We start from the raw sequence: 19,432 nt of genomic DNA on the forward strand, positions 1-19,432 counted from the left end.
GCTCGCGTCGGCAGCGGCAGCTGCCACCGCTGCCGCTGCCGGAGCACAAAGCAAACGAACCATCACTGCCCTTTCGTATCGCTGCTCGCGTCGGCACCGGGCATGTTGGTCGAATCCGTCTTCGGTTTCTTCGCCTTCGTCTTCGACGTGTGATGCATTTTCGACGAGCTCGAACTCATCGCGCCGGAAGCCGCCTGACCATCGGTCGTCGGTGCTGCGGTGGCTGCGCCGTGAGCGTTACCTGAACCGCCGGTGCCCGAGTTGCCGCCGTTACCGTTGCCGCCGCCGGCTTGCGCGAACACGGCGCCCGACATGGCGAGAAGTGCCGACACCAGCAATGTCTTTGAATAATTCATTGAGAATCTCCCTGTTCAATGTGAATGACCAACGCGAAACCGTTGCGCGGCAGGACCGTCAATCGTTCGCGTAGCTGTCTTTCATACAGCAAGGGCTATGCCGCATGGACGCTCATCCATAAGAGTCTCGTTGGCAACCGAGCCGGCGCAATAATTTCAAATGCATCAGCATGCTTTACGCGCCTCGTGGCGCAATCGATCCGGCGAAACGCGGCCCCTCGTCGCGCATCCGGCTAACGGCAGCCCCCAGGCACGAGGAACGCCGGTTGCTGATGCCTCCGCATACCCATCCGTAGAGGAGTCAGATCATGTTCAACCAGACACAGACGCAAGCCGGTATGCGCCAGAGCCAAGGCGCGCGCATCGTCGGCGAAGGCGGGGCCAGCGCCGACGGCCCCGGTCCGGACGTGATGGCCGCCGCCACTCTTGACGGCAACAAGGTGATCAGCAGCGACGGTGAAGACATCGGCAAGATCAAGGACATCATGCTCGACGTGCGCTCGGGGCGCATCGCGTATGCGGTGCTGTCGAGCGGCGGCTTTCTCGGCATCGGCGACAAGCTGCTGGCCATTCCATGGCATGCGCTCACGCTCGACACGCAGGAAAAGCGTTTCGCGCTCGCGATGACCGCCGAGCGCGTGAAGAACGCACCGGGCTTCGACAAGGATCATTGGCCTTCAATGGCCGACCCGACCTGGGCGACCTCCGTGCATCAGTACTACGGCAGTGAGCCGTATTGGGGCCGCGAGCGCGATGACAGGCGCGACGATGTCGGCGTCGGCGATATCCCGCCGGGGTCGTCGGATGCGCCCGAGGCGGGCGGACTCAAGCTGTAATCCGGCCGCGTAGTGCGGCGCAGCGATGCGGCGATGCGCCGGCTGCCGTCACCCGGCAACCGGCCGCCTCTGCCCATGGGCAACGTGGCCCCAACCGGATGCTCATGCACGAAACTCTGTGGTTTCTGATAGTCGGCGCCGTGCTCGTTTTCATGGGCATTGCCGCGACCACGTTCCGGCGCCTGCCCGTCAGCGCCGCGATGTTCTATCTCGCGATCGGCTACGCGCTCGGGCCGCCGTGGCTCGGTCTGCTCGACATCGACATCGCCGCCGACGCGCATCTGCTGCGCACCATCACCGAGATCGCGCTGCTCGTGTCGCTGTTCGCGATCGGCCTGCGCTTGCGGCTCGGTGTTTTCGAAAAGCTCTGGACCGTGCCGCTGCGCCTGGGCTTTCTCGCGATGCTCGCGACCATTCCGCTCCTGACGCTGTTCGGCGTGTATGTGCTGCACCTCGGCTGGGGACCGTCGCTGCTGCTCGCCGCCATCCTCGCGCCGACCGACCCGGTGCTTGCCCACGACGTCCAGGTCCACGATCCCGGCGATCACGATCTGCTGCGCTTCGCGCTGTCCGGCGAAGGCGGCCTGAACGACGGCATCGCGCTGCCCTTCGCACTGCTCGGTCTCGCGCTCTGCGCGACCCCCGCCGCCGACGCCGGCGACGTGCTGACCGTGGGACTGGCCGGCGGCATGGTGTGGGGCGTGGCGGGCGCCATCGCGATTGGCGGCGTGCTCGGCTGGGCCACCACGCATGCGGTCACCTGGCTGCGCACGCGCCATGCGCAGGCGCTCGGCCTCGAAGGTTTCTTCGCGCTGGGTTTGATCGAGCTGTCGTTCGGCGCCGCGCAACTCGCGCATACCTACGGCTTTCTCGCGGTGTTCGCCGCGGGCGTCGCGATGCGCCGCGTCGAGCATCGCGCGAGCGGCGACGTTTCAGCGCGCGAGGCGATCGGCACGGTCGACTCGGAGGACGTCGAGGCGACCGCCGCGAATCCGCGTAAAGCGCACGCTTATATGACGGAATCGGTGCTGGGCTTCACGATCGAACTCGAACGCATTGCCGAAGTGGCGGTGATGGCGATGATCGGCAACGTGCTCGCGACGCTGCGGGTGCCGCTCTTCACGTGGCAGACGGTGGCGCTCACCGTCACGCTGTTCGTGATCGTGCGGCCGGCGGCAGTGGAACTGTCGCTGCTCGGTTCAAACGCGAGCCCGACCCAGCGGCGTTTGATGAGCTGGTTCGGCATCCGCGGCATTGGTTCGTTTTACTACCTGACTTACGCGCTCGAACATGGCGCCGCCGCCGACGTGCAACCCCTCGTACCGCTGACGCTCGCGGTAGTCGTGGCGTCAGTGGTGATTCATGGTGTATCGGCCACGCCGTTGATGAACTGGTATCACCGGTTGAGAAGCCGCGAACAATAGCGTTTCAAACAATTCATACCGCATGAGTTAGAAGAAAATCGCATCGATTGGCAGTCAGAATTAGATAAAAACCGTAAATCGAGGCTAGGCGCTTTAGTCTTTTCTATCTAAGATAGCCGCTAACTCATAACAGGGAGCGGGAAGACATCGATGCGAAAGTGCCGGGTCATTTATGCCGTTCACCTGAATACCGTGTATAAATGACACGGCTTGGCTCGCGCTCCTTCGTCAGGGCTGTGTTGTACCCGCTCGCGCAAACGGCGCGTGTCATCTCGGCTCTACGCACGGCTGCTCGCCGTATCGTCCGGCTTGCGGCCCTGACCGTATTCGCGGTATTCGCATGGCTGCATGGCGCTAGCGCCGGCACCTCGGCCGCGCCCTTACCTTCACCCTTGCCCGAACAGAATGCGCCGGCATCCTCGAACGCGCTGCCTTCGTTCGCGCTGTACTACGGCAAGAACCCGCCCGTCGAACTGCTGTCCGCCTACGACGCCGCCGTGGTCGAGCCCGACAGCGGCTTCAATCCGCGCGCGCATGCGCTGCCGCACACCACCTGGTTTGCTTACGCGAGCGTCGGCGAAGTACTGCCCTCGCGCGATTACTACGCGGCGCTGCCCAAGGAATGGCTGGCCGGCCACAACGAAGCGTGGGCGTCCCGGGTGGTCGATCAAAGCCAGCCGGGCTGGCCCGCATGGTATGTCGAACACGTGATTGCACCGCTGTGGGATAAAGGCTATCGCGGCTTTTTTCTCGATACACTCGATTCATGGCAACTCGTCGCTAAAACCGATGAAGACCGTGCGCGTCAACAAGCCGGCCTGATTGCGGTAATCCGCGCAATCAAAAACCGTTACCCCGATGCAAAGCTGATATTCAATCGCGGTTTCGAAATCCTGCCGCAAATTCACGCGCTGGTTTATGCAGTCGCATTCGAGTCTTTATATCGCGGCTGGAATCAGGCGCAGCAGCGTTATACCGAAGTCCCGCAAGCCGATCGCGAATGGCTGATCGCGCAGGCCACGACAATTCGCGAGCAATACCGCCTTCCGGTTATTTCAATCGATTATTGCGCGCCCGCCGATCACGCGTGCCAACGCGACGCCGTCACGAAAATCCGTGCGCTTGGCATCGTGCCGTACGTGACCGACGGCGCGCTCGCCAGCATGGGCGTGGGTGCCGTCGAACCGCTGCGGCGCCGCATTCTGGTGATTCAGGATCCGCCCGCGCGCACCGATCTGAACGTGTCGCCGGGCGTGCGCTTCCTCTCGATGCCGCTCAACTATCTCGGCTACCGGATCGATTTCGCCGACGCCCGCGAGCCGTTGCCGCAAGGCGATCTGCGCGAGCGCTACGCCGGCATCGTGCTGTGGATGAATAACGACGTGCCGCGCGCGAAAGACTACCGCGCGTGGCTGCTCGCGCAGATCGACGCGGGTCTGCCGATCGCGGTGTTCACGTCGTTCGGCACGCAGCTCGATCCGGTGCTCGCGCAAAAACTCGACTTGCAGATCGTGCCCGGCCAAACGGTGAACGGCAAACTCGAAGTCGAATCGTCCGACCCGCAATTGATGGGCTTCGAGATGAAGCCGCGTCCCGATCCGCACGATTACACGGCGGTGCGCGTCGGTTCGCACAGTCGCTCGCTGCTGCGGCTGCGCTCCGGCGATTTCGTGATCGACGGCGCCGCGCTCACACCGTGGGGCGGCTACGCGATGCGCCCGTTCGGCGTGTTCGATCTCGGCGCGGTGAATCAGGCGCGCTGGGTCACGCAGCCGATCGCGTTTTTGCAGGCCGCGCTACGTTTGCCCGCCGACATGCCGGTGCCCGACACCACCACGGAAAACGGCCGGCGCCTGCTGATGTCGCATATCGACGGCGACGGTTTCGCGTCGCGCGCCGAGTTCAGCGACCAGGGCACAACGAACACCGACGCGTCGCCGCAATATTCCGGCGACGTGCTGCTGCGTTTGCTGCGCGACTCCGGCATGCCGACCACCGTGTCGCTGATCGAAGGCGAAGTGAGCGACGAAGGGCCCTACAAGGCTTTCGCGGCGCACCTGCGTACGCTCGGGCGGCGCATCTTCGAACTGCCGAACGTCGAAGTCGCGACGCACACCTACACGCACCCGCTGCAATGGATGCGCGTAACCGGCCTCGGCATCTCGAACGACAAGGACGCGCCCACCGAAGGCGGCAGCCAGACCAGCAACACCGGTCTCTCGATCGACATCCCCGGTTATCGCTTCAATATCGATCGCGAAGTGAGCGGCTCGATCGGCTACATCGACAAACAGATCTCGCCGTCCGCGAAACCGGTGCGCATGGTGCTGTGGAGCGGCGACTGCCAGGTGCCCGCGCCGGTGCTGAAGGCCGCTTATGACGCCGGCGTGCTGAACATGAACGGCGGCGACACGGTGATCACCCAACGCTATCCGAGCTGGACCGCGATCGCGCCGCTCGGCGTGATGAAGGACGGCTACTACCAGGTGTTCGCGCCGAACCAGAACGAGGAGTTGTACACGGACCTGTGGCACGGCCCGTACTACGGCTTCTCGCGCGTGCTCGAAACCTTCGCGATGACCGATCAGCCGATCCGCTTCAAGCCGATGGACATCTACTATCACATGTTCTCCGGCACCAAACTCGCATCGGTGAAGGCCTTGCAGGAAATCTTCGACACCGTGCTGCGGCAGCCGGTGAATCCCGTGTTCTCGTCCGAATACGCGCGCAAGGTGCTCGATTTTCTCGACATGAGCATTGCACGCGACGGCGAACGCTGGGTCGTGCGCGACGCCGGCCAGTTGCGCACCGTGCGCCTGCCGGTGGGCAAGGTGCCGGACATGGCGAGCGCGGTCGGCGTGGCGGGCTATCTGCCCGGCCCCGGCGGCACATATGTGCATCTGGCCGACAGCGAGGCCAGCTTCGCGGTGATCGACGCGGCCGCCGCGCGGCGCGCATCGCGTGTGCCGTATCTCGCGGAAGCGAACGGCCGCATCGAGCGTTTCGAGCGCAACACGAGCGGCTTCTCATTCGATCTGCGCGCGCGGATCGCGCCGCAATGGCGGGTGGCCAACGCCGGCGCCTGCCGCGTGAGCCGCCGAACTGTTTCCAACGATCCCCACCAATTGCATGTCGATGTCGCCTGCGGCACCTGAGCGGCAACGGCTCTTTTCGCCGGCCGTCATCCTCGTCCTCGGCGCGCTCACCGCGCTGATGCTGGTGCTCGCCTTTCCGCGCGAGAAGCTCGAAAGCCGGCTGCTCGGCGGCGTCAACGCGGACGGCCTGACGATCGCGTATCTGGAAGCATGGCTGCGCATCAATCCCGACAATGCGGACGTGTTGTCCGCGTTGACGCGCGAGTACCTGAAGGGCCAGCGGATCGCCGACGCGGCGCGCGTGCTCGAGCGTCTTCAGCATTCGAACGATCCGGCCGCGCGGCAAGGCGCGCTGGCGATTCGCGTGTCGATCGCGCAGCAGCGTCTGTATGCGTTGAAGCCGGACGATCCGGCGCGGGCCGCGCGGATGCGCGAGCTCGACGCGGTACTGCGCGAAGCGGCCGCTTATCAATGGGACATCGAACAACTGGCGGTGCTCGCGCGGCAGGCGCGCGGTCTGAACGACAGCGAACTCGCGGCGCGCTACTACCGTCAGTTGATCCAGCGCGACCCCGCGCATGCGAGCGGCTGGCTGATCGATCTCGCGCAGACGGAACTCGGCAACGGGCGGTATGCGGCGGCCGCCGACGCGTGGTTCGACGCGCAACGCCATGCGAGCACGCTGGACGAGCGGCGCAAGCGTTTCATGGCCGGCGTGCAGGCATTGCAGGCCGGCAACGATCCGGTCGCCGCGCTTCAGGCCGCAAACACGCACCTCGGCGATCTCGCCGACGATCCCGACACGTTGCGCTACCTCGCCAATCTGGCGCTCGCCGCAGGCCGTCCCGATCTGGCCGAGCGGTACGTGAAGCGATTGCTCAAGATGTCCTCGGTGACGCCACGGGAGATCCGGCGCGCAACGCTGAAGGTCGATCAGAAGGCTGAGCTCGTTGAATATCGCAACGAGCGAGGTGTGTGGCTGCGCGCCGCGTGGTATCGCCCGGCTCCTCGATGGCGCGGGCTGCGTGGCGCGGTTTTTTCAGGCGATGATGCACGTTACGGCGGTGGCTTTCGTCCAGTCGCCGCCAGCGCAACGCCAGCCCCCACTGCTTCCGGCAACGACAACGAACTCGCCTATCGCGTGTTCCTCGCCAACGGCAACGTCGCCGACGCACAGCGCATCGCACAAAGCGCACTCGACCAGGACCCGCAATCCGCGCTGTGGCGCGGGCGTCTTGCGCAAGTCGCGGAATGGAATCATCAACCGCAGGTCGCGTTGAAGAACTACCTCGCGCTCGCGCAAAACGGCGGCGACGCGAACGCATGGCAACAGGTCGCGCGTCTCGCGCCCGGCCTCAACGACAACGCCGCCGTGCTGGCGCTCACGCTGCATCGATCCGAACAACAGCCCGGCGACCTCAAACTGATCGACGCGGTGGTGTTCTCGTACGAACAGCTCGGCGACCCCGACAGCGCGCTGCGTTTCCTGCAATCGCGGATGCAGGGCGCGCAGCGGCGCGCGGTGCTGGAACGCTACGCGGCGCTCGCCAACCGCAAGGGCGACGACGACCTCGCGTTGCGCAGCTACCGCGATCTCGAACGCGAGTTCGGGCCCAACAGCGCGTACGGTTTGCAGATCGCCACCGTGCTCTACACCCGCACGCAATTCGACGCCGCGCTCGCCGCGATGAACGAATCGAAGCGCGCCGCGCCGAACACCGATACCGACTTCTGGCGCTTCTACGCGCTGCTCGCCAATACGGTCCAGCATCCACACGAGGTCAACGCCGGCTATCGCGCGCTGATCGCGGGCGGCAAAGCCGATGCCGACGACTACGAAGCAATGACCGGCTTCTACAGCGATTCGCCGCTCGACGCCGGCCGGCTCGCCGAATATGCGTACCGTCACGGCGGCCCGCCGCGCACGCTGCCGCAAGCGCTCTACAACTATCAGCGAGCCCGCGCGTGGGGCCGGATTCGCGCGTTGCTGGCTTCGCTGTCGCCGCAGGAGCGCGCGGCCGCCGAACAGTCCGCGGCATTCCTGCTCGCGCGGGCCGACTACGAGCGCCAAACCGGCGCGGTGGACGACGCCGCGCGCGATATCCGCCGCGCCGCGAGCATCGCGCCGGACAACACCGAGGCCCGCGCCGCCTATCTGTGGATGCTCACGGATCACGGCACGGACGCGGAGTTACGCAACGCGATGCGCCGTTATTCGAGCGACGCCGAAGACGACCCGCCGCTGTGGGCGCCGTATGCGGCTGCGTCGATGCGGCTCGGCGACGGCCGCGCCGCACTGCACTATCTGCACAAGCAGGCAGGACAGACAGCACAGGGTGCACAACCGGGCTCCGCCGCGCAAAGCCCGCTGTGGCGCCTCACCTATGCGGACGCATTGGAACTGAATAGCCGCATCGACGAGGCCTGGCGCCTGCGTCGCAGCGTCTGGCTCGAACTCGCGCGGCGCCCGCGCGATCCGGCGCAGGCGAGCGCGCTGTCCGCCGCCGATCAGGACGACTTGCGCGGCCGCTACGTTTCACTGGCGACGCTGTTCGACAGCGGCGACCGCTCGCGCGCGGTGCTGATCGAAATGCTGCGCGCCGATCGCCGCGACGACGCGCAATCCAGCACGACGCAGCAGTCCGCACTCGGCGACATCGGCCTGCTGCCGCCCGCGCAACAGGACGCGCTGAAAAAAGAGCAGCGCGTGTACTCGGCGATCGCACGCGAAGCCGCGATTTCGTGGGCCCAGACGCAGGACGAACCCGACATGGAGCGCGCGTGGCTCGAAAAGCAGTACATCCAGCGGAGCACGCGCCCTGTGTATGCGCAAGCGCAACTGGCAATCAACGACGGCGACGTCAACGAACTTTCGCGGCTGCTCGACACGCTGCCCGATCTGATCCCGCGGCAGAACAAGGTCGACGCGCAGACGCTGACGGGTCGCAACGCGGCCGCGCAAACCACCGCGTTCGAGTCGCAGACGAGCCTGCCGAACGACAGCGTGATGCAGGGTCAGTTGCACGACCGTCTGCTGAGCAATGCGCAGGCGGTGGCGCCATCGGTGCGCTACAGCGACCAGGGGCCGTTGCGCTTCAGCGAAGAATCGATCACCGGCGGCGTGCGTCTGACGCCTTCGCAGGCGCTGCAATTGCGCTACCGTCAGCGCGATCAGTCGACCGATGCCGCGTCGCTGCCCAATGCGCCGAACCACGACCGCCTGCTCGAAGGCGTGTATCAGCACAAAGGCCAGTATGACGAGGAACATGTGATCGTCGGCCGCCGCGAGGCACTGAAGGACTTCGTGACCGCGCGCGTCGAGGGCACCTATGCGGTGAATCCGAAACTCACGCTGACCTATGCCGCGGGCTACAACCAGGCCGCGACGGAAACCACGCAACTGTCGGTGGCCGGCGTGAAGGATCTCGCTTCGGTGGGCTTCAATTACCGGGCCGATTCGCACTGGTTCGGCGGCGGCCGCTACGAATACGCGCGCTTTCACGGCCAGGATCGCTCGTCGCTCGGCGACGGTCATCTGGTCGAATTGAACGCCGGCTACAAGATCAAGGCCGACTATCCCGACTACACGATCCGCGCGGTGTTCTCGCACGGCCAGTACAGCGCGAACGGCACGCCTGGCGCGGCGCTGCGCAACCTGTTGCCGGCCGGTACGGCCTTCGACGCGCAGTCGTTCATGCCGCAGACCTTCACGCAAGGCGGCCTGCTATTTTCATTCGGCGACGACCTGCCGGAAAACTATTCGAAGGCGTGGCGGCCGATGTTCTCCGCCGGCCCGCTGCGCGACTCGCGCGCGGGCTGGTCGGGCCAGGTGATGGCGGGACTCGTCGGCAGCCTGTTCGGCTCCGATCAGGTGCTGATCTATGGGCTGTATCAGGGCGCGTCGTCGAATCACTCGACCTCGGTGAAGGAACTCGGCGCGCGATATCAGTGGCTTTACTAGAAGAATCACGAGGCACGCGGCTTGAAAGGCCACGACATGCAGCAAGCCTGAACGACTGTCTGACTGGGAGAACAAGATGGATCAAGCGAATCAAACCCGAACGGCCGCCACACGCACCCGCGCCGCGCTGTTCTCGATCGTGTTCGGCGCGGCGTTCGGCATGCTGGCTGCCGGCTGCTCGGTGATCGATCGCAGCGCGGCACCGGCCTTCTCGAAGAGCGACACGTGGGCGATCCTGCCGATCGCCAACAACACCGAAACGCCGCAAGCGGGACAGCGCGCCGCGTCGATCGCACACAGTCTGCTGGCTTCATACGGCTACGCGAACCTCGCCCGCTATCCGGCCAGTGCCGACGACGAAACGTTGTTCGACCCGGCAAAACCGGATGCGCAGCAGAACGCGCTGAACTGGGCGCGTCAGCAAAACGCGCATTATGCGTTGACGGGCTCGGTCAACGAATGGCGCTACAAGGTCGGCGTGGACGGCGAACCGGCCGTCGGCCTCACGCTTGAAGTGCTCGACGTGCAAAGCGGCAAGGTGGTGTGGACCGGCAGCGGCAGCCGCACCGGCTGGAGCCGCGATGCGGTGTCCGGCGTCGCGCAGAAACTCGAGCGCGATCTGCTGAGCCCGCTCGCGCGATGAACCGAAGCACGCGGCTGCGCCCGCCACGCGCGGCGCGTGTGCATCTAACCGATACCAGGAAGCCATCGCCATGAACACGCGTGCTCCGGATCAATTCGCGCCGCGCTCCCGGCTCAAACGCCGCCAGGCGCAGAGCGTGGGCGCAGGTTCGCTGTGGGCCCGGCTGATCGCGCCGCCGCGCGGCTCCGCTCATCGGCGCCTCGTCACCACGCTCGAATCGATACTCGCGACGCTGCTCGCGATCGGCCTGTGCTGGCTGTTCCGGCCGCACAATCCGCTGCTGGTTCACGTCGGCTTCGGCTGGATCTGGATCGTGCCGATCGTGCTGGCGCTGCGCTACGGGTCGATTGCGGGCGCGTTTTCCGGGCTGATCCTGCTGGGCGCGTGGTATGTGCTGTATCCCGGCGCCGATCCTTCGTCGCTCGGCTCGATCGCTCATACGTTGATCGAACCGCAGCCGCAGGCACAAGCGTTTCCGGTCGGCTTTTTCTTCGGCGGCTTCGTCTTTACGCTGCTGTGCGGCCAGTTCGGCGACGTGTGGATCACGCGTCTCGGCCAGGCGCGCATGGCCAACGACTATCTCGCCGAACGCCTGTCCATCCTGACGCGCAATCAATTCCTGCTGCGGCTCTCGCACGAACGCCTCGAACAGGATCTGCTCGGCCGTCCCGCGACGCTGCGCGATTCGCTCGCACGCATGCGTGCGGTGACGATCGCGCAGGAACCCGGCAGTGCGCAGCGCGGCGCGGTCGATCTGCGCGGCGCGCAACAGTTTCTCGATGCCGCGGCGCAGGCCTGTCAGCTCGAACGCGCGCGCCTCTACGCATGGCGCGACGGCAAACCGCATCCGGAGGCAGCGGCATGGATCGGCACAGCCTTCGATCTCGATGCCGACGACCCGCTCGTGCGCGAGGCGCTCGAAGCCCGCAGCCTCGTGCATATCGAATCGAACGCGCAGCAACTCGGCGCGCCGAGCCGCTATATCGCCTGCGTGCCGCTGATCGACGCACTGAAGGAGCCGGTCGGTCTGCTGGTGATCGAACACATGCCGTTCCTCGCGTTGACGCGCGACAACCTGCAATTCCTGCTGGTGCTGTGCAACTACTACGCCGACGGCGTGCAGCACGCGGTGGTCACGCGCGACACGCTGAACGCGTTTCCCGATTGCCCGTACGATTTCGCACTCGACTATGCGCGGCTCGTGCATCTGTATCGCGACACGCAGGTGCAGTCGTCGCTGGTCGCGCTGGTATTCGACGACCGCGCGGCGAGCACCACCTGGTACGAACATGTGCTGCGCACGCGGCGCGCGCTCGACGTCCAATGGGCACGCGGCGACGCGCGGCAACGCATGATTCTGACCTTGATGCCGCTGTCCGGCGAAAGCTCGATCGACGGCTATCTGCTGCGGATCGAAGACAATCTGCGCGCGCAATACGGCGTCGATTTCGAATCCGCTCGGATCGCCGTGCACGCGATGGTGATCGCCAACGACGAACCCGTCGTCGCATTGCGACGTCTGCTGGAGCGCTGCGATGCCAGCCACGCCTGACGAACGCCGGCAAGCCGCGGCGAACGCGCCGCCGTCTCAGACCGCCGCTCGCGTGAGTGCCCTTCTCGCCACGCTCGCGGGTATCGGCGGCCTTGCGTTGCAACTGGGCGTGTTCGCGCTCGCCATGCATGGTGCGCCGGATACCTCCGCGCAATGGCTCGGCGGTCTCGCCGACGACACCCCGCTCGCCACCGCCGGCCGTCTGAACACGCGCACGTTGCTGCTCTGCCTCGCGTTGCAGGCAATCGCCGCGCTACTGATCTCGCTCGCGATCGCGCGGGCGATGCCGCCGCGTTACCGCACGCCCCGCAAAGGACTGCTCGCCGCGCTGTGGTTCCTGAACTTCGCGGTCCCGCTCGGCGGCATTGCGTGCACACTCGGCGCGCTCGGTATCGCGCGGCTTTTGCCGCGTCCCGCCGCGCGCCTGCCGGTCACGCAGATCGACGAACCGGAGTTCGCCGCGAATCTGATCGGCAACGTATCGTATGGCCGCGGCGCGCGTCTGAAGGCCGAATTGCAAAACGCGGACGCCGGCACCGCGTTTCGCATGACCGCGTTGCTGGCGATGCAGGCGATGCCGGCGCGCACGGTATCGCCATTGCTGCAAGGGATGCTCGCCGACCCGCTCGACGACATCCGCCTGCTTGCGTACGGCATTCTCGACAACCGCGAAAAACTGCTGACCCAGCAGATCCTGCAACAGCGCCCGAGGCTCGACAAAACGCTGCACCCCGAACTGAACGACACCGACCGGCGACGCGCGAACAAGACACTGGCAGAGTTGTATAGCGAACTGATCTACGAGCATCTGGTGACGGGCGACGTGTATCGCAACGCCGCCGATCAGGCCGACGGTTTCGCCGCCGCAGCGCTCGCATCCGATCCGGACGACGCGTCGCTGTGGCGTCTGCGTGGCCGTCTCGCGCTCGACCGGCGCGAACTCGACGCCGCCGACACGATGCTGCAACGCGCGATCGACTGCGGCTTTCCGCGCGAACGGATGCTGCCGTATCTGGCCGAAGCCGCTTACCTGCGGCGCAATTTCGCGCGCGTGCGGCAGTTGCTCGGCGAAATGGATCGCCGCGCCGGCAGTTCGACGCTGCATGCGGTGCTGGCGTTCTGGCAAGCGCATCAGGTGCATCAAGCGCATCAAACACCGGCAGCGCACGGCGCTTCTCTATGAGATCTCGAACATGAATGCCACCGCGTCATCGTCCTCTTCATCGCCGTCGCCCTCGTCATCCCACACGAATGCGAATGCGCCGCGCCTGCCACGCGCCGCGTCCGCCGATATCGGCCTGCTGCTCGAAGGCACGTTCCCGTATGTGAGCGGCGGCGTGTCGAGCTGGGTCAACCAGATCATCCGCGCGTTTCCGGAGTACACGTTCGCGCTGTGTTTTCTCGGCAGCCGTCCGCAGGACTATCCGAAGATGTCCTACGCGCTGCCCGACAACGTCGTGCATCTGGAGAATCACTACCTGTACGATTTCACGCCGCCGCCGATGGTCCAGCAGCATGCGGGCGACCCCGCGGCTTTCATGCAGGCCGCGCAGATGCACGACAAGCTGCGCAACCCGGCGATGCACCAGGCCGCCGGCCGAATGCTGAAGGACATGCTCGACGATCTGCGGCCCGGCGGCGCACTCGGTGAAGAAGCATTCCTGTACTCGAAAGAAGCGTGGACCTATCTGACGGACCAGTACCGCCAGTTCTGCACGGACCCGTCTTTCGTCGACTATTTCTGGACCGTGCGGATCATGCACAAGCCGCTCTGGCAACTCGCGCGCATCGCCGAAGGGCTGCCGAAGGTGAAGATGTTCCATACGGTTTCCACCGGCTATGCAGGCTTTCTCGGCGCGCTGCTGCGCTACCGGCACAGCCGCCCGCTGCTCGTGTCGGAGCACGGCATCTATACGAAGGAACGCAAGATCGACCTGTTCCAGAGCCAGTGGATTCGCGACAACCGCAGCATCTTCGAGCGCGACGTATCGCAGATCGGCTATTTCCGCGACCTGTGGGTGCGTTTCTTCGAAACGCTCGGCCACGTGTGCTACGACGCGGCCGAAGACATCATCGCGCTCTATGAAGGCAATCGCCGCCGCCAGATCGTCGACGGCGCGCCCGAATACAAGACCGCCAACATTCCGAACGGCGTGAACCTGCCGCGCCTCGCGCCGCTGCGCGCGCAACGCGGCGCGCAGGTGCCGAAAACGCTGTGCCTGATCGGCCGCGTGGTGCCGATCAAGGACATCAAGACTTTTATTCGCGCGATGCTGACGGTGGTGCGCCGGATGCCCGAGGCCGAAGCGTGGATTGCGGGCCCCGAAGACGAAGACGAGTCGTATGCAAACGAATGCCGCGCGCTCGTCGAGAGTCTCGGCTTGCAGGACAAGGTGAAGTTTCTCGGCTTCCAGAAGATCGACGAATTGCTGCCGAAATGCGGCGTGCTGATCCTCAGTTCGATTTCCGAAGCATTGCCGCTGGTGGTGCTCGAAGGTTTCGCGGCGGGCGTGCCGTCGGTCACGACCGATGTCGGTTCGTGCCGCCAGTTGATCTACGGCCTCGACGGCGAAGACGCGGCGCTCGGCGCGGCGGGTCGCGTGGTGCAGATCGCCGATCCGCGCGCGCTCGCCGAAGCCGCGCTCGAGCTGCTCGACGAACGGAACTGGCATGCGGCGCAGCAAGCCGGTATCGCACGGGTCGAGCGTTTTTATACGCAGGAGCAGATGGTCGGTTCGTACCGTGAGTTGTATGCGCGGCTCACCACGCAGGCGGATGTCGTCGAGCCGGCCGGGCCGCCCGCCTCGCTCGCCACGTTGCCGCACTGACGGAGTTCACACGATGGCCGGAATCGGATTCGAACTGCGCAAGATGCTCCGCCGCAATACGCTGCTGGGGCTGATGCAGGCCTACACGTATGCGGGATTGATCGGCGCGGGACCGTGGGTGCTGTCGATCGTCGGGATTCTGCTGATCGGCGTGCTGAGCCTGCCGTTCGTGCTGCCGACCGGCCTCATCACGCAGTTTCAGGTATCGGTGACGTATCTGATTTCGCTGTCGCTGATTCTCACCGGGCCGTTGCAGCTCGCGTATACGCGCTTCACGTCGGACCGTCTGTTCGAAAAGCGCGACGATCTCGTGCTGCCGAATTTTCATGCGGTGGCGTTCGTCGTGACGGTGGCCGCCGCGCTGCTCGGCACGCTCGCCGTGGTGCTGCTGTTCCCGCAGCAAACCGTCGCGTATCGGCTGCTGATGCTGGCCGGCTTCGTGGTGATGAGCAATATCTGGATCGCGACGATCTTTCTGTCCGGCATGAAGCAGTATGTGTCGATCATCGTCGTGTTCTTTATCGGCTACAGCTTCACCACCTGCGCCGCGCTCGCGCTCAATCGCTTCGGCCTGACCGGGTTGCTGTCGGGCTTCGTCAGCGGCCAGACGATTCTGCTGATCGGTCTGCTCGCGCTGATCTACCGCGACTACCGCAGCGATCACTTCATCTCGTTCGAAGTATTCTGGAAGCGCTATCGCTATCCGTCGCTGATGCTCACGGGGCTGCTCTACAACCTCGCGATCTGGGTCGACAAGTACATGTTCTGGTATTCGCCGGGCACGGGCCAGCCGGTGATCGGGCCGCTCAGGGCGTCGATCATTTACGACATCCCCGTGTTTCTCGCTTACCTCGCGATCATTCCGGGGATGGCGGTGTTTCTGATGCGCATCGAGACCGACTTCGTCGAGTATTACGACGCGTTCTACGATGCGGTGCGCGAAGGCGCATCGCTGCAACATATCGAACGGATGCGCAACGCGATGGTGGAAGCGTTGCGCAACGGCATCTGGGAAATCATCAAGGTGCAGACCATCGCCGCGATGATGCTGTTCGCCGCCGGCACCGTGCTGCTGTCGTGGCTGAAGATTTCGACGCTCTATCTGCCGCTCCTCTATATCGACGTGATCGCGGCCAGCATGCAGGTCGTATTCATGGGCACGATCAACGTGTTCTTCTATCTCGACAAGCGCAGGATCGTGCTGATGCTGGTCGCGGGTTTCGTCGTGCTCAATGTGGTGTTCACCGCGATCACGCTCGCGTTGAATCCCGCGTTCTATGGTTACGGCTTTGCCGGTTCATTGCTGGTGGTCGTACTCGCGAGCCTGTATCTGCTCGATCGTAAATTGGAGTCGCTAGAATACGAGACCTTCATGCTGCAATAGCGTCTCCATTCGATGACCTCACCCGAAGAATCAAATCGCGCCGCACGCGCGAGCGCCGCCAACTCGCTGTTTGCCTTTCTCAAGTCACTGCCGCTCGGCGACCGCCTGGTCGAAGGCGGGGTGATGGCCGTACAAGCCGTGGCCGGCGCGAGCCTCGCGTTCTGGATCGGCCGCTGGCTGCATACCGAACAGGCGTTCTGGGCCGCGATCACCGCGATCGCGGTCAGCCAGCATAGTTATATCGACACTCGCAATCTGTCGCGCGACCAGTTCATCGGCGCGATGGTCGGCGCGCTCAGCGGACTCGTGGGCGCCACGCTCGGCGGCGGCCATTTCGCGGCATATGCGATCACGGTGGGAGCGGCGATTCTGATCTGCTGGGTCGTGAACGTGGGGAGCGCCGCGCGCCTCGGCGGCATTACCGCGACCATCATGCTGCTGGTGCCCGGCATCGGCTCGCCGTGGGACCGGGCGCTGCTGCGTTTAGGCGAAGTGACGCTGGGCACCGTCTGCGCGCTGCTGGTCACGTTGCTCATGTCGAGAATCGAGAAGCGCTGGCTTGGTCGGCCCGATAAGGCCTAGATTTTTTATCGGGGTTCCCGGTCTGTCTCTTGCGGTTGGCGCCGGTAACGACCCGGCGGCACACCCACACTATGCTGAAACGCCTTGCCGAACGCGGCTTCGGATTGATATCCGACCGCTTCGCCGATCTCCGCCGCGCTGCGCTGGGTACGCCGCAGCAGATCGCACGCAATCGTCATGCGAATCTGCGTGAGGAAATCCATCACCGTCATGCCGGCGCGCTCGCTGAAATGGCGCGCGTAAGTGGCGCGCGACATGGCCGACAGATCGCCAAGCTCGGCAATCGTCCACGCTCGCTCGGGTTCGGCCAGCAACGCCTGAACGGAAGCGCCGAGGCGCGCGTCGGCGAGCAGCGCAAGCACGCCCGAAGCGGACGCGTTCTGCGCACCGTACACACGCAACGCAATCGCGAACAACGCGTGACTCAATGCGGTGACTACTGCAAGCGCACCCGGTTGACGCTGTTCGGACTCGGTCCGCATCAGCGCGATCACCGTCTGCAATGCGCCGAGCGTGGGCTCGCGGCCGAGCGAGACGTGGAGCGGATCGGGCAGCGCATTCAGCAGCAACGCGGACGAACCCGGTGCGTAGATGAAGCGGCCGCACAGCAGATCGAGGTCGGCGGTGATGTCCGTGCTGCTGCCGTGGCCCGTGTGCCCGCTATCGCCGTTGCGCCGCAGCGGCAACATGCCGTTGTGGCTCGACGTGAGCGGCGTGGTGACGGTAGAGCGTTGCACGTCGCGCACCCGGTGCGCCGCGCCACGCGGAAACAACACGAAATCACCTGCACGCAGCGGCATTTGCGCACCGTTTGCCGTTTCGACAATGCACGCGCCGTCGAGCACGAGATGAAACGGCGCGATGCCCGCTTCAAGCGGCGCATGGTCGATATCGAAACCGCCCGCGAGCAGGCAACGCAAATCGAGGCTGCCTTGCGGCCTCGCGAGGTCGATCAATCGGCTGAGCGTATCCATGAGACGATCGCGCTAAAGGTTGAGCGAATCGAGTATTCAGGATATCGCGGGACAGCGCAATACTTTGTTCAACGCGCAGGCAACCGCAGGCGCGCAGCAAACAAGGAGCACTGTCATGTTGAACTGGATCGATTACCGCACAGAACTGTTCGGCCGCATCGGTGAAATCGGCAAACTGTCGCCGGATACCGTGAGGGCTTATCAAACGATGTCGGGCGCCGGCAAGAAAGCCGATCTGCTCGGCGCAAAAACGCGCGAACTGATTTCGCTCGCTGTCGCAGTGAGCCTGCGGTGTGACGGCTGTATTACCGTGCACACCGCAGAAGCGCTCAAACACGGTGCGACTCGTGAGGAAATCGCCGAAGCGCTCGGTGTGGCTGTCGCGATGAATGCGGGTGCAGCAATGGTGTATTCGGCGCGAACGATGGATGCGGTCGCCGCTTATGCAAGCGAAGCAGCGGCGACCGAAGCGAGCGCGGCTAGTTGAGGCGCGGGGCGGCGCGGCGCTTGCGCGTCACGACGTCACCGCCTCACCGCCTCACCGTCTCACCGCATCACCATGTCACGCCACGTCACGACGCAAAGCGCGCCTCTTCAAGCTGCTTGCGGCGCGCCTCGCCCTGGCGCGTCAGCATCCAGCCCGGATATTCCGGCGGCAACGTACTCACCTTATCGAGCTTCGCGAGATCATCGGCCGTAAGCGACACACTGGTGGCGGCGATGTTGTCGTCGAGCTGCTCGATCTTTTTTGCGCCGACGATCACCGACGTCACCGCGCGCTGATGCAACAGCCACGCAAGCGCGATCTGCGCGACCGAAACTTTTTTCGCGTCGGCGATATCGCGCATGACGTCGATGCAGTCATACGCGCGTTCGCGATTCACCGGCGGAAAATCGAAGGTCGTGCGACGACTGCCCGCTTCACCCTGCTGCTCACGGCCATACTTGCCGCTCAGTAAACCGCCCGCAAGCGGACTCCACACCATCAGACCGAGCCCTTCGCTATGCAGCATCGGCACCAGCTCACGTTCGAGGTCGCGTCCTGCCAGCGTGTAATACGCCTGCAGCGTTTCGAAACGCGCGAGGCCGAGGCGCTCGGCAATGCCCAGCGCTTTGACGATCTGCCAGGCGGCCCAATTGGACACACCGACATAACGAACATGGCCGTGCTGCACCAGCGTATCGAGCGCGCGCACCGTTTCTTCGATCGGCGTGGCGGGATCGAAACCGTGGATCTGATACAGGTCGATGTGATCGAGTTGCAGACGCTTCAGGCTCGCCTTCACACCGTCGATGATGTGATAACGCGAAGCGCCGCGCGCGTTCGGAAAATCCGCGGTCGGCCCGAATACTTTGGTTGCGACAACAACCTTGTCGCGCGGCACTTTGAGATTCTTCAGCGCCTGACCCGTGATCTGTTCGGACAGGCCTTCGGCGTAGACGTCGGCGGTGTCGATGAAATTGATGCCTGCGTCGAGCGCCCTGCCGACCAGCCGCTCCGCATCCGCCTGTTGCAGATCGCCGATCTGCTTCCATATGCCCTCGCCGCCGCCGAAGGTCATCGTGCCCAGACATAACTCTGAAACAAACACACCGGTACGGCCCAACTGGTTGTATCGCATCGTTCGAGACTCCGTCGTAGATTCGTTGACAGGTGAGCCGGACAGAGTACTTGAGTTCACAGAATCTCGCAGCGCGCAGCCATCCCGCGCGTTCGATGCGTTGTCAGCGGATTTGGAAAGTTCGAGTAAGACGTGTATAAATCGGACCATTCCGCTCCGTATGACGTCGTCCCTT

14 protein-coding genes are annotated in these 19,432 nt (G+C 64.6%); 11 read left to right on the forward strand and 3 right to left on the reverse strand.

Features of this window, described 5'->3' with window-relative positions:
• Positions 1 to 62 precede the first annotated feature (62 nt).
• Positions 63 to 356 (reverse strand): hypothetical protein, encoded by a 294-nt coding sequence (locus tag PQQ51_RS03010; RefSeq protein WP_408494704.1) that lies wholly within the window; start codon positions 354 to 356, stop codon positions 63 to 65.
• A gap of 308 nt (positions 357 to 664) precedes the next feature.
• Between PQQ51_RS03010 and PQQ51_RS03015 the strand changes: the two genes are divergently transcribed.
• The 10 genes from PQQ51_RS03015 to PQQ51_RS03060 all read left to right on the forward strand — a co-directional run bounded on the left by PQQ51_RS03015 (position 665) and on the right by PQQ51_RS03060 (position 16,661).
• Complete coding sequence (locus PQQ51_RS03015) at positions 665 to 1,192, forward strand: PRC-barrel domain-containing protein (protein WP_408494706.1); 528 nt, start codon at positions 665 to 667, stop codon at positions 1,190 to 1,192.
• A 104-nt stretch (positions 1,193 to 1,296) separates the two neighbouring features.
• A complete protein-coding gene (locus tag PQQ51_RS03020; protein WP_408494708.1) occupies positions 1,297 to 2,616 on the forward strand; it encodes a cation:proton antiporter in 1,320 nt (439 codons plus the stop codon).
• A gap of 200 nt (positions 2,617 to 2,816) precedes the next feature.
• Positions 2,817 to 5,771 carry a bifunctional glycoside hydrolase/polysaccharide deacetylase family protein gene (locus tag PQQ51_RS03025; RefSeq protein WP_408494710.1) on the forward strand — a complete coding sequence of 985 codons (2,955 nt, stop codon included), beginning with the start codon at positions 2,817 to 2,819 and terminating at the stop codon, positions 5,769 to 5,771.
• Positions 5,746 to 9,672 (forward strand): tetratricopeptide repeat protein, encoded by a 3,927-nt coding sequence (locus PQQ51_RS03030; protein WP_408494712.1) that lies wholly within the window; start codon positions 5,746 to 5,748, stop codon positions 9,670 to 9,672. The genes PQQ51_RS03025 and PQQ51_RS03030 overlap by 26 nt, the downstream gene beginning before the upstream one ends.
• Positions 9,673 to 9,748: 76 nt before the next feature.
• Positions 9,749 to 10,315, forward strand: coding sequence for an LpoB-related protein (locus tag PQQ51_RS03035; RefSeq protein WP_408494714.1), 567 nt, complete (start codon positions 9,749 to 9,751; stop codon positions 10,313 to 10,315).
• 70 nt (positions 10,316 to 10,385) lie between these two features.
• Positions 10,386 to 11,867, forward strand: a complete 1,482-nt coding sequence (locus PQQ51_RS03040; RefSeq protein WP_408494716.1) for a PelD GGDEF domain-containing protein — start codon at positions 10,386 to 10,388, stop codon at positions 11,865 to 11,867.
• Positions 11,851 to 13,050, forward strand: a complete 1,200-nt coding sequence (locus PQQ51_RS03045) for a sugar ABC transporter permease (protein WP_408494718.1) — start codon at positions 11,851 to 11,853, stop codon at positions 13,048 to 13,050. Before PQQ51_RS03040 ends, PQQ51_RS03045 begins: the two co-directional genes overlap by 17 nt.
• 10 nt (positions 13,051 to 13,060) lie before the next feature.
• Positions 13,061 to 14,695 carry a GT4 family glycosyltransferase PelF gene (gene pelF, locus PQQ51_RS03050; protein ID WP_408494720.1) on the forward strand — a complete coding sequence of 545 codons (1,635 nt, stop codon included), beginning with the start codon at positions 13,061 to 13,063 and terminating at the stop codon, positions 14,693 to 14,695.
• Between the two features lie 13 nt (positions 14,696 to 14,708).
• Positions 14,709 to 16,079 (forward strand): exopolysaccharide Pel transporter PelG, encoded by a 1,371-nt coding sequence (pelG, locus tag PQQ51_RS03055; RefSeq protein WP_408494722.1) that lies wholly within the window; start codon positions 14,709 to 14,711, stop codon positions 16,077 to 16,079.
• A 12-nt stretch (positions 16,080 to 16,091) separates the two neighbouring features.
• On the forward strand, positions 16,092 to 16,661 hold the full coding sequence (locus tag PQQ51_RS03060; RefSeq protein ID WP_408494724.1) for an FUSC family protein: 570 nt from the start codon (positions 16,092 to 16,094) through the stop codon (positions 16,659 to 16,661).
• Positions 16,662 to 16,666: 5 nt separating this feature from the next.
• Here PQQ51_RS03060 and PQQ51_RS03065 read toward each other — a convergent pair whose 3' ends face one another.
• Positions 16,667 to 17,635: an AraC family transcriptional regulator gene (locus tag PQQ51_RS03065; RefSeq protein ID WP_408494726.1), complete on the reverse strand. Its 969-nt coding sequence runs from the start codon at positions 17,633 to 17,635 to the stop codon at positions 16,667 to 16,669.
• Between the two features lie 115 nt (positions 17,636 to 17,750).
• Between PQQ51_RS03065 and PQQ51_RS03070 the strand changes: the two genes are divergently transcribed.
• On the forward strand, positions 17,751 to 18,122 hold the full coding sequence (locus tag PQQ51_RS03070) for a carboxymuconolactone decarboxylase family protein (protein ID WP_408494728.1): 372 nt from the start codon (positions 17,751 to 17,753) through the stop codon (positions 18,120 to 18,122).
• A gap of 85 nt (positions 18,123 to 18,207) precedes the next feature.
• On the opposite strand, the gene PQQ51_RS03075 is transcribed toward PQQ51_RS03070, so the two are convergent.
• Positions 18,208 to 19,257, reverse strand: a complete 1,050-nt coding sequence (locus PQQ51_RS03075; protein WP_408494730.1) for an aldo/keto reductase — start codon at positions 19,255 to 19,257, stop codon at positions 18,208 to 18,210.
• Positions 19,258 to 19,432: the final 175 nt, after the last annotated feature.

The organism is Paraburkholderia xenovorans (genome assembly GCF_046030735.1).
In the GTDB taxonomy this organism is placed as follows: domain Bacteria; phylum Pseudomonadota; class Gammaproteobacteria; order Burkholderiales; family Burkholderiaceae; genus Paraburkholderia; species Paraburkholderia xenovorans_A.

What these genes read in the sequence shown, in the direction of transcription:
- PQQ51_RS03030 (WP_408494712.1), top strand. Translation starts at nt 5,746, where the DNA reads ATGTCGATGTCGCCTGCGGCACCTGAGCGGCAACGGCTCTTTTCGCCG.
- PQQ51_RS03075 (WP_408494730.1), bottom strand. Translation starts at nt 19,257, where the DNA reads ATGCGATACAACCAGTTGGGCCGTACCGGTGTGTTTGTTTCAGAGTTA.
- PQQ51_RS03015 (WP_408494706.1), top strand. Translation starts at nt 665, where the DNA reads ATGTTCAACCAGACACAGACGCAAGCCGGTATGCGCCAGAGCCAAGGC.
- pelF (WP_408494720.1), top strand. Translation starts at nt 13,061, where the DNA reads ATGAATGCCACCGCGTCATCGTCCTCTTCATCGCCGTCGCCCTCGTCA.
- PQQ51_RS03065 (WP_408494726.1), bottom strand. Translation starts at nt 17,635, where the DNA reads ATGGATACGCTCAGCCGATTGATCGACCTCGCGAGGCCGCAAGGCAGC.
- PQQ51_RS03010 (WP_408494704.1), bottom strand. Translation starts at nt 356, where the DNA reads ATGAATTATTCAAAGACATTGCTGGTGTCGGCACTTCTCGCCATGTCG.
- PQQ51_RS03035 (WP_408494714.1), top strand. Translation starts at nt 9,749, where the DNA reads ATGGATCAAGCGAATCAAACCCGAACGGCCGCCACACGCACCCGCGCC.
- PQQ51_RS03070 (WP_408494728.1), top strand. Translation starts at nt 17,751, where the DNA reads ATGTTGAACTGGATCGATTACCGCACAGAACTGTTCGGCCGCATCGGT.
- PQQ51_RS03025 (WP_408494710.1), top strand. Translation starts at nt 2,817, where the DNA reads ATGACACGGCTTGGCTCGCGCTCCTTCGTCAGGGCTGTGTTGTACCCG.
- PQQ51_RS03020 (WP_408494708.1), top strand. Translation starts at nt 1,297, where the DNA reads ATGCACGAAACTCTGTGGTTTCTGATAGTCGGCGCCGTGCTCGTTTTC.
- PQQ51_RS03045 (WP_408494718.1), top strand. Translation starts at nt 11,851, where the DNA reads ATGCCAGCCACGCCTGACGAACGCCGGCAAGCCGCGGCGAACGCGCCG.
- pelG (WP_408494722.1), top strand. Translation starts at nt 14,709, where the DNA reads ATGGCCGGAATCGGATTCGAACTGCGCAAGATGCTCCGCCGCAATACG.
- PQQ51_RS03040 (WP_408494716.1), top strand. Translation starts at nt 10,386, where the DNA reads ATGAACACGCGTGCTCCGGATCAATTCGCGCCGCGCTCCCGGCTCAAA.
- PQQ51_RS03060 (WP_408494724.1), top strand. Translation starts at nt 16,092, where the DNA reads ATGACCTCACCCGAAGAATCAAATCGCGCCGCACGCGCGAGCGCCGCC.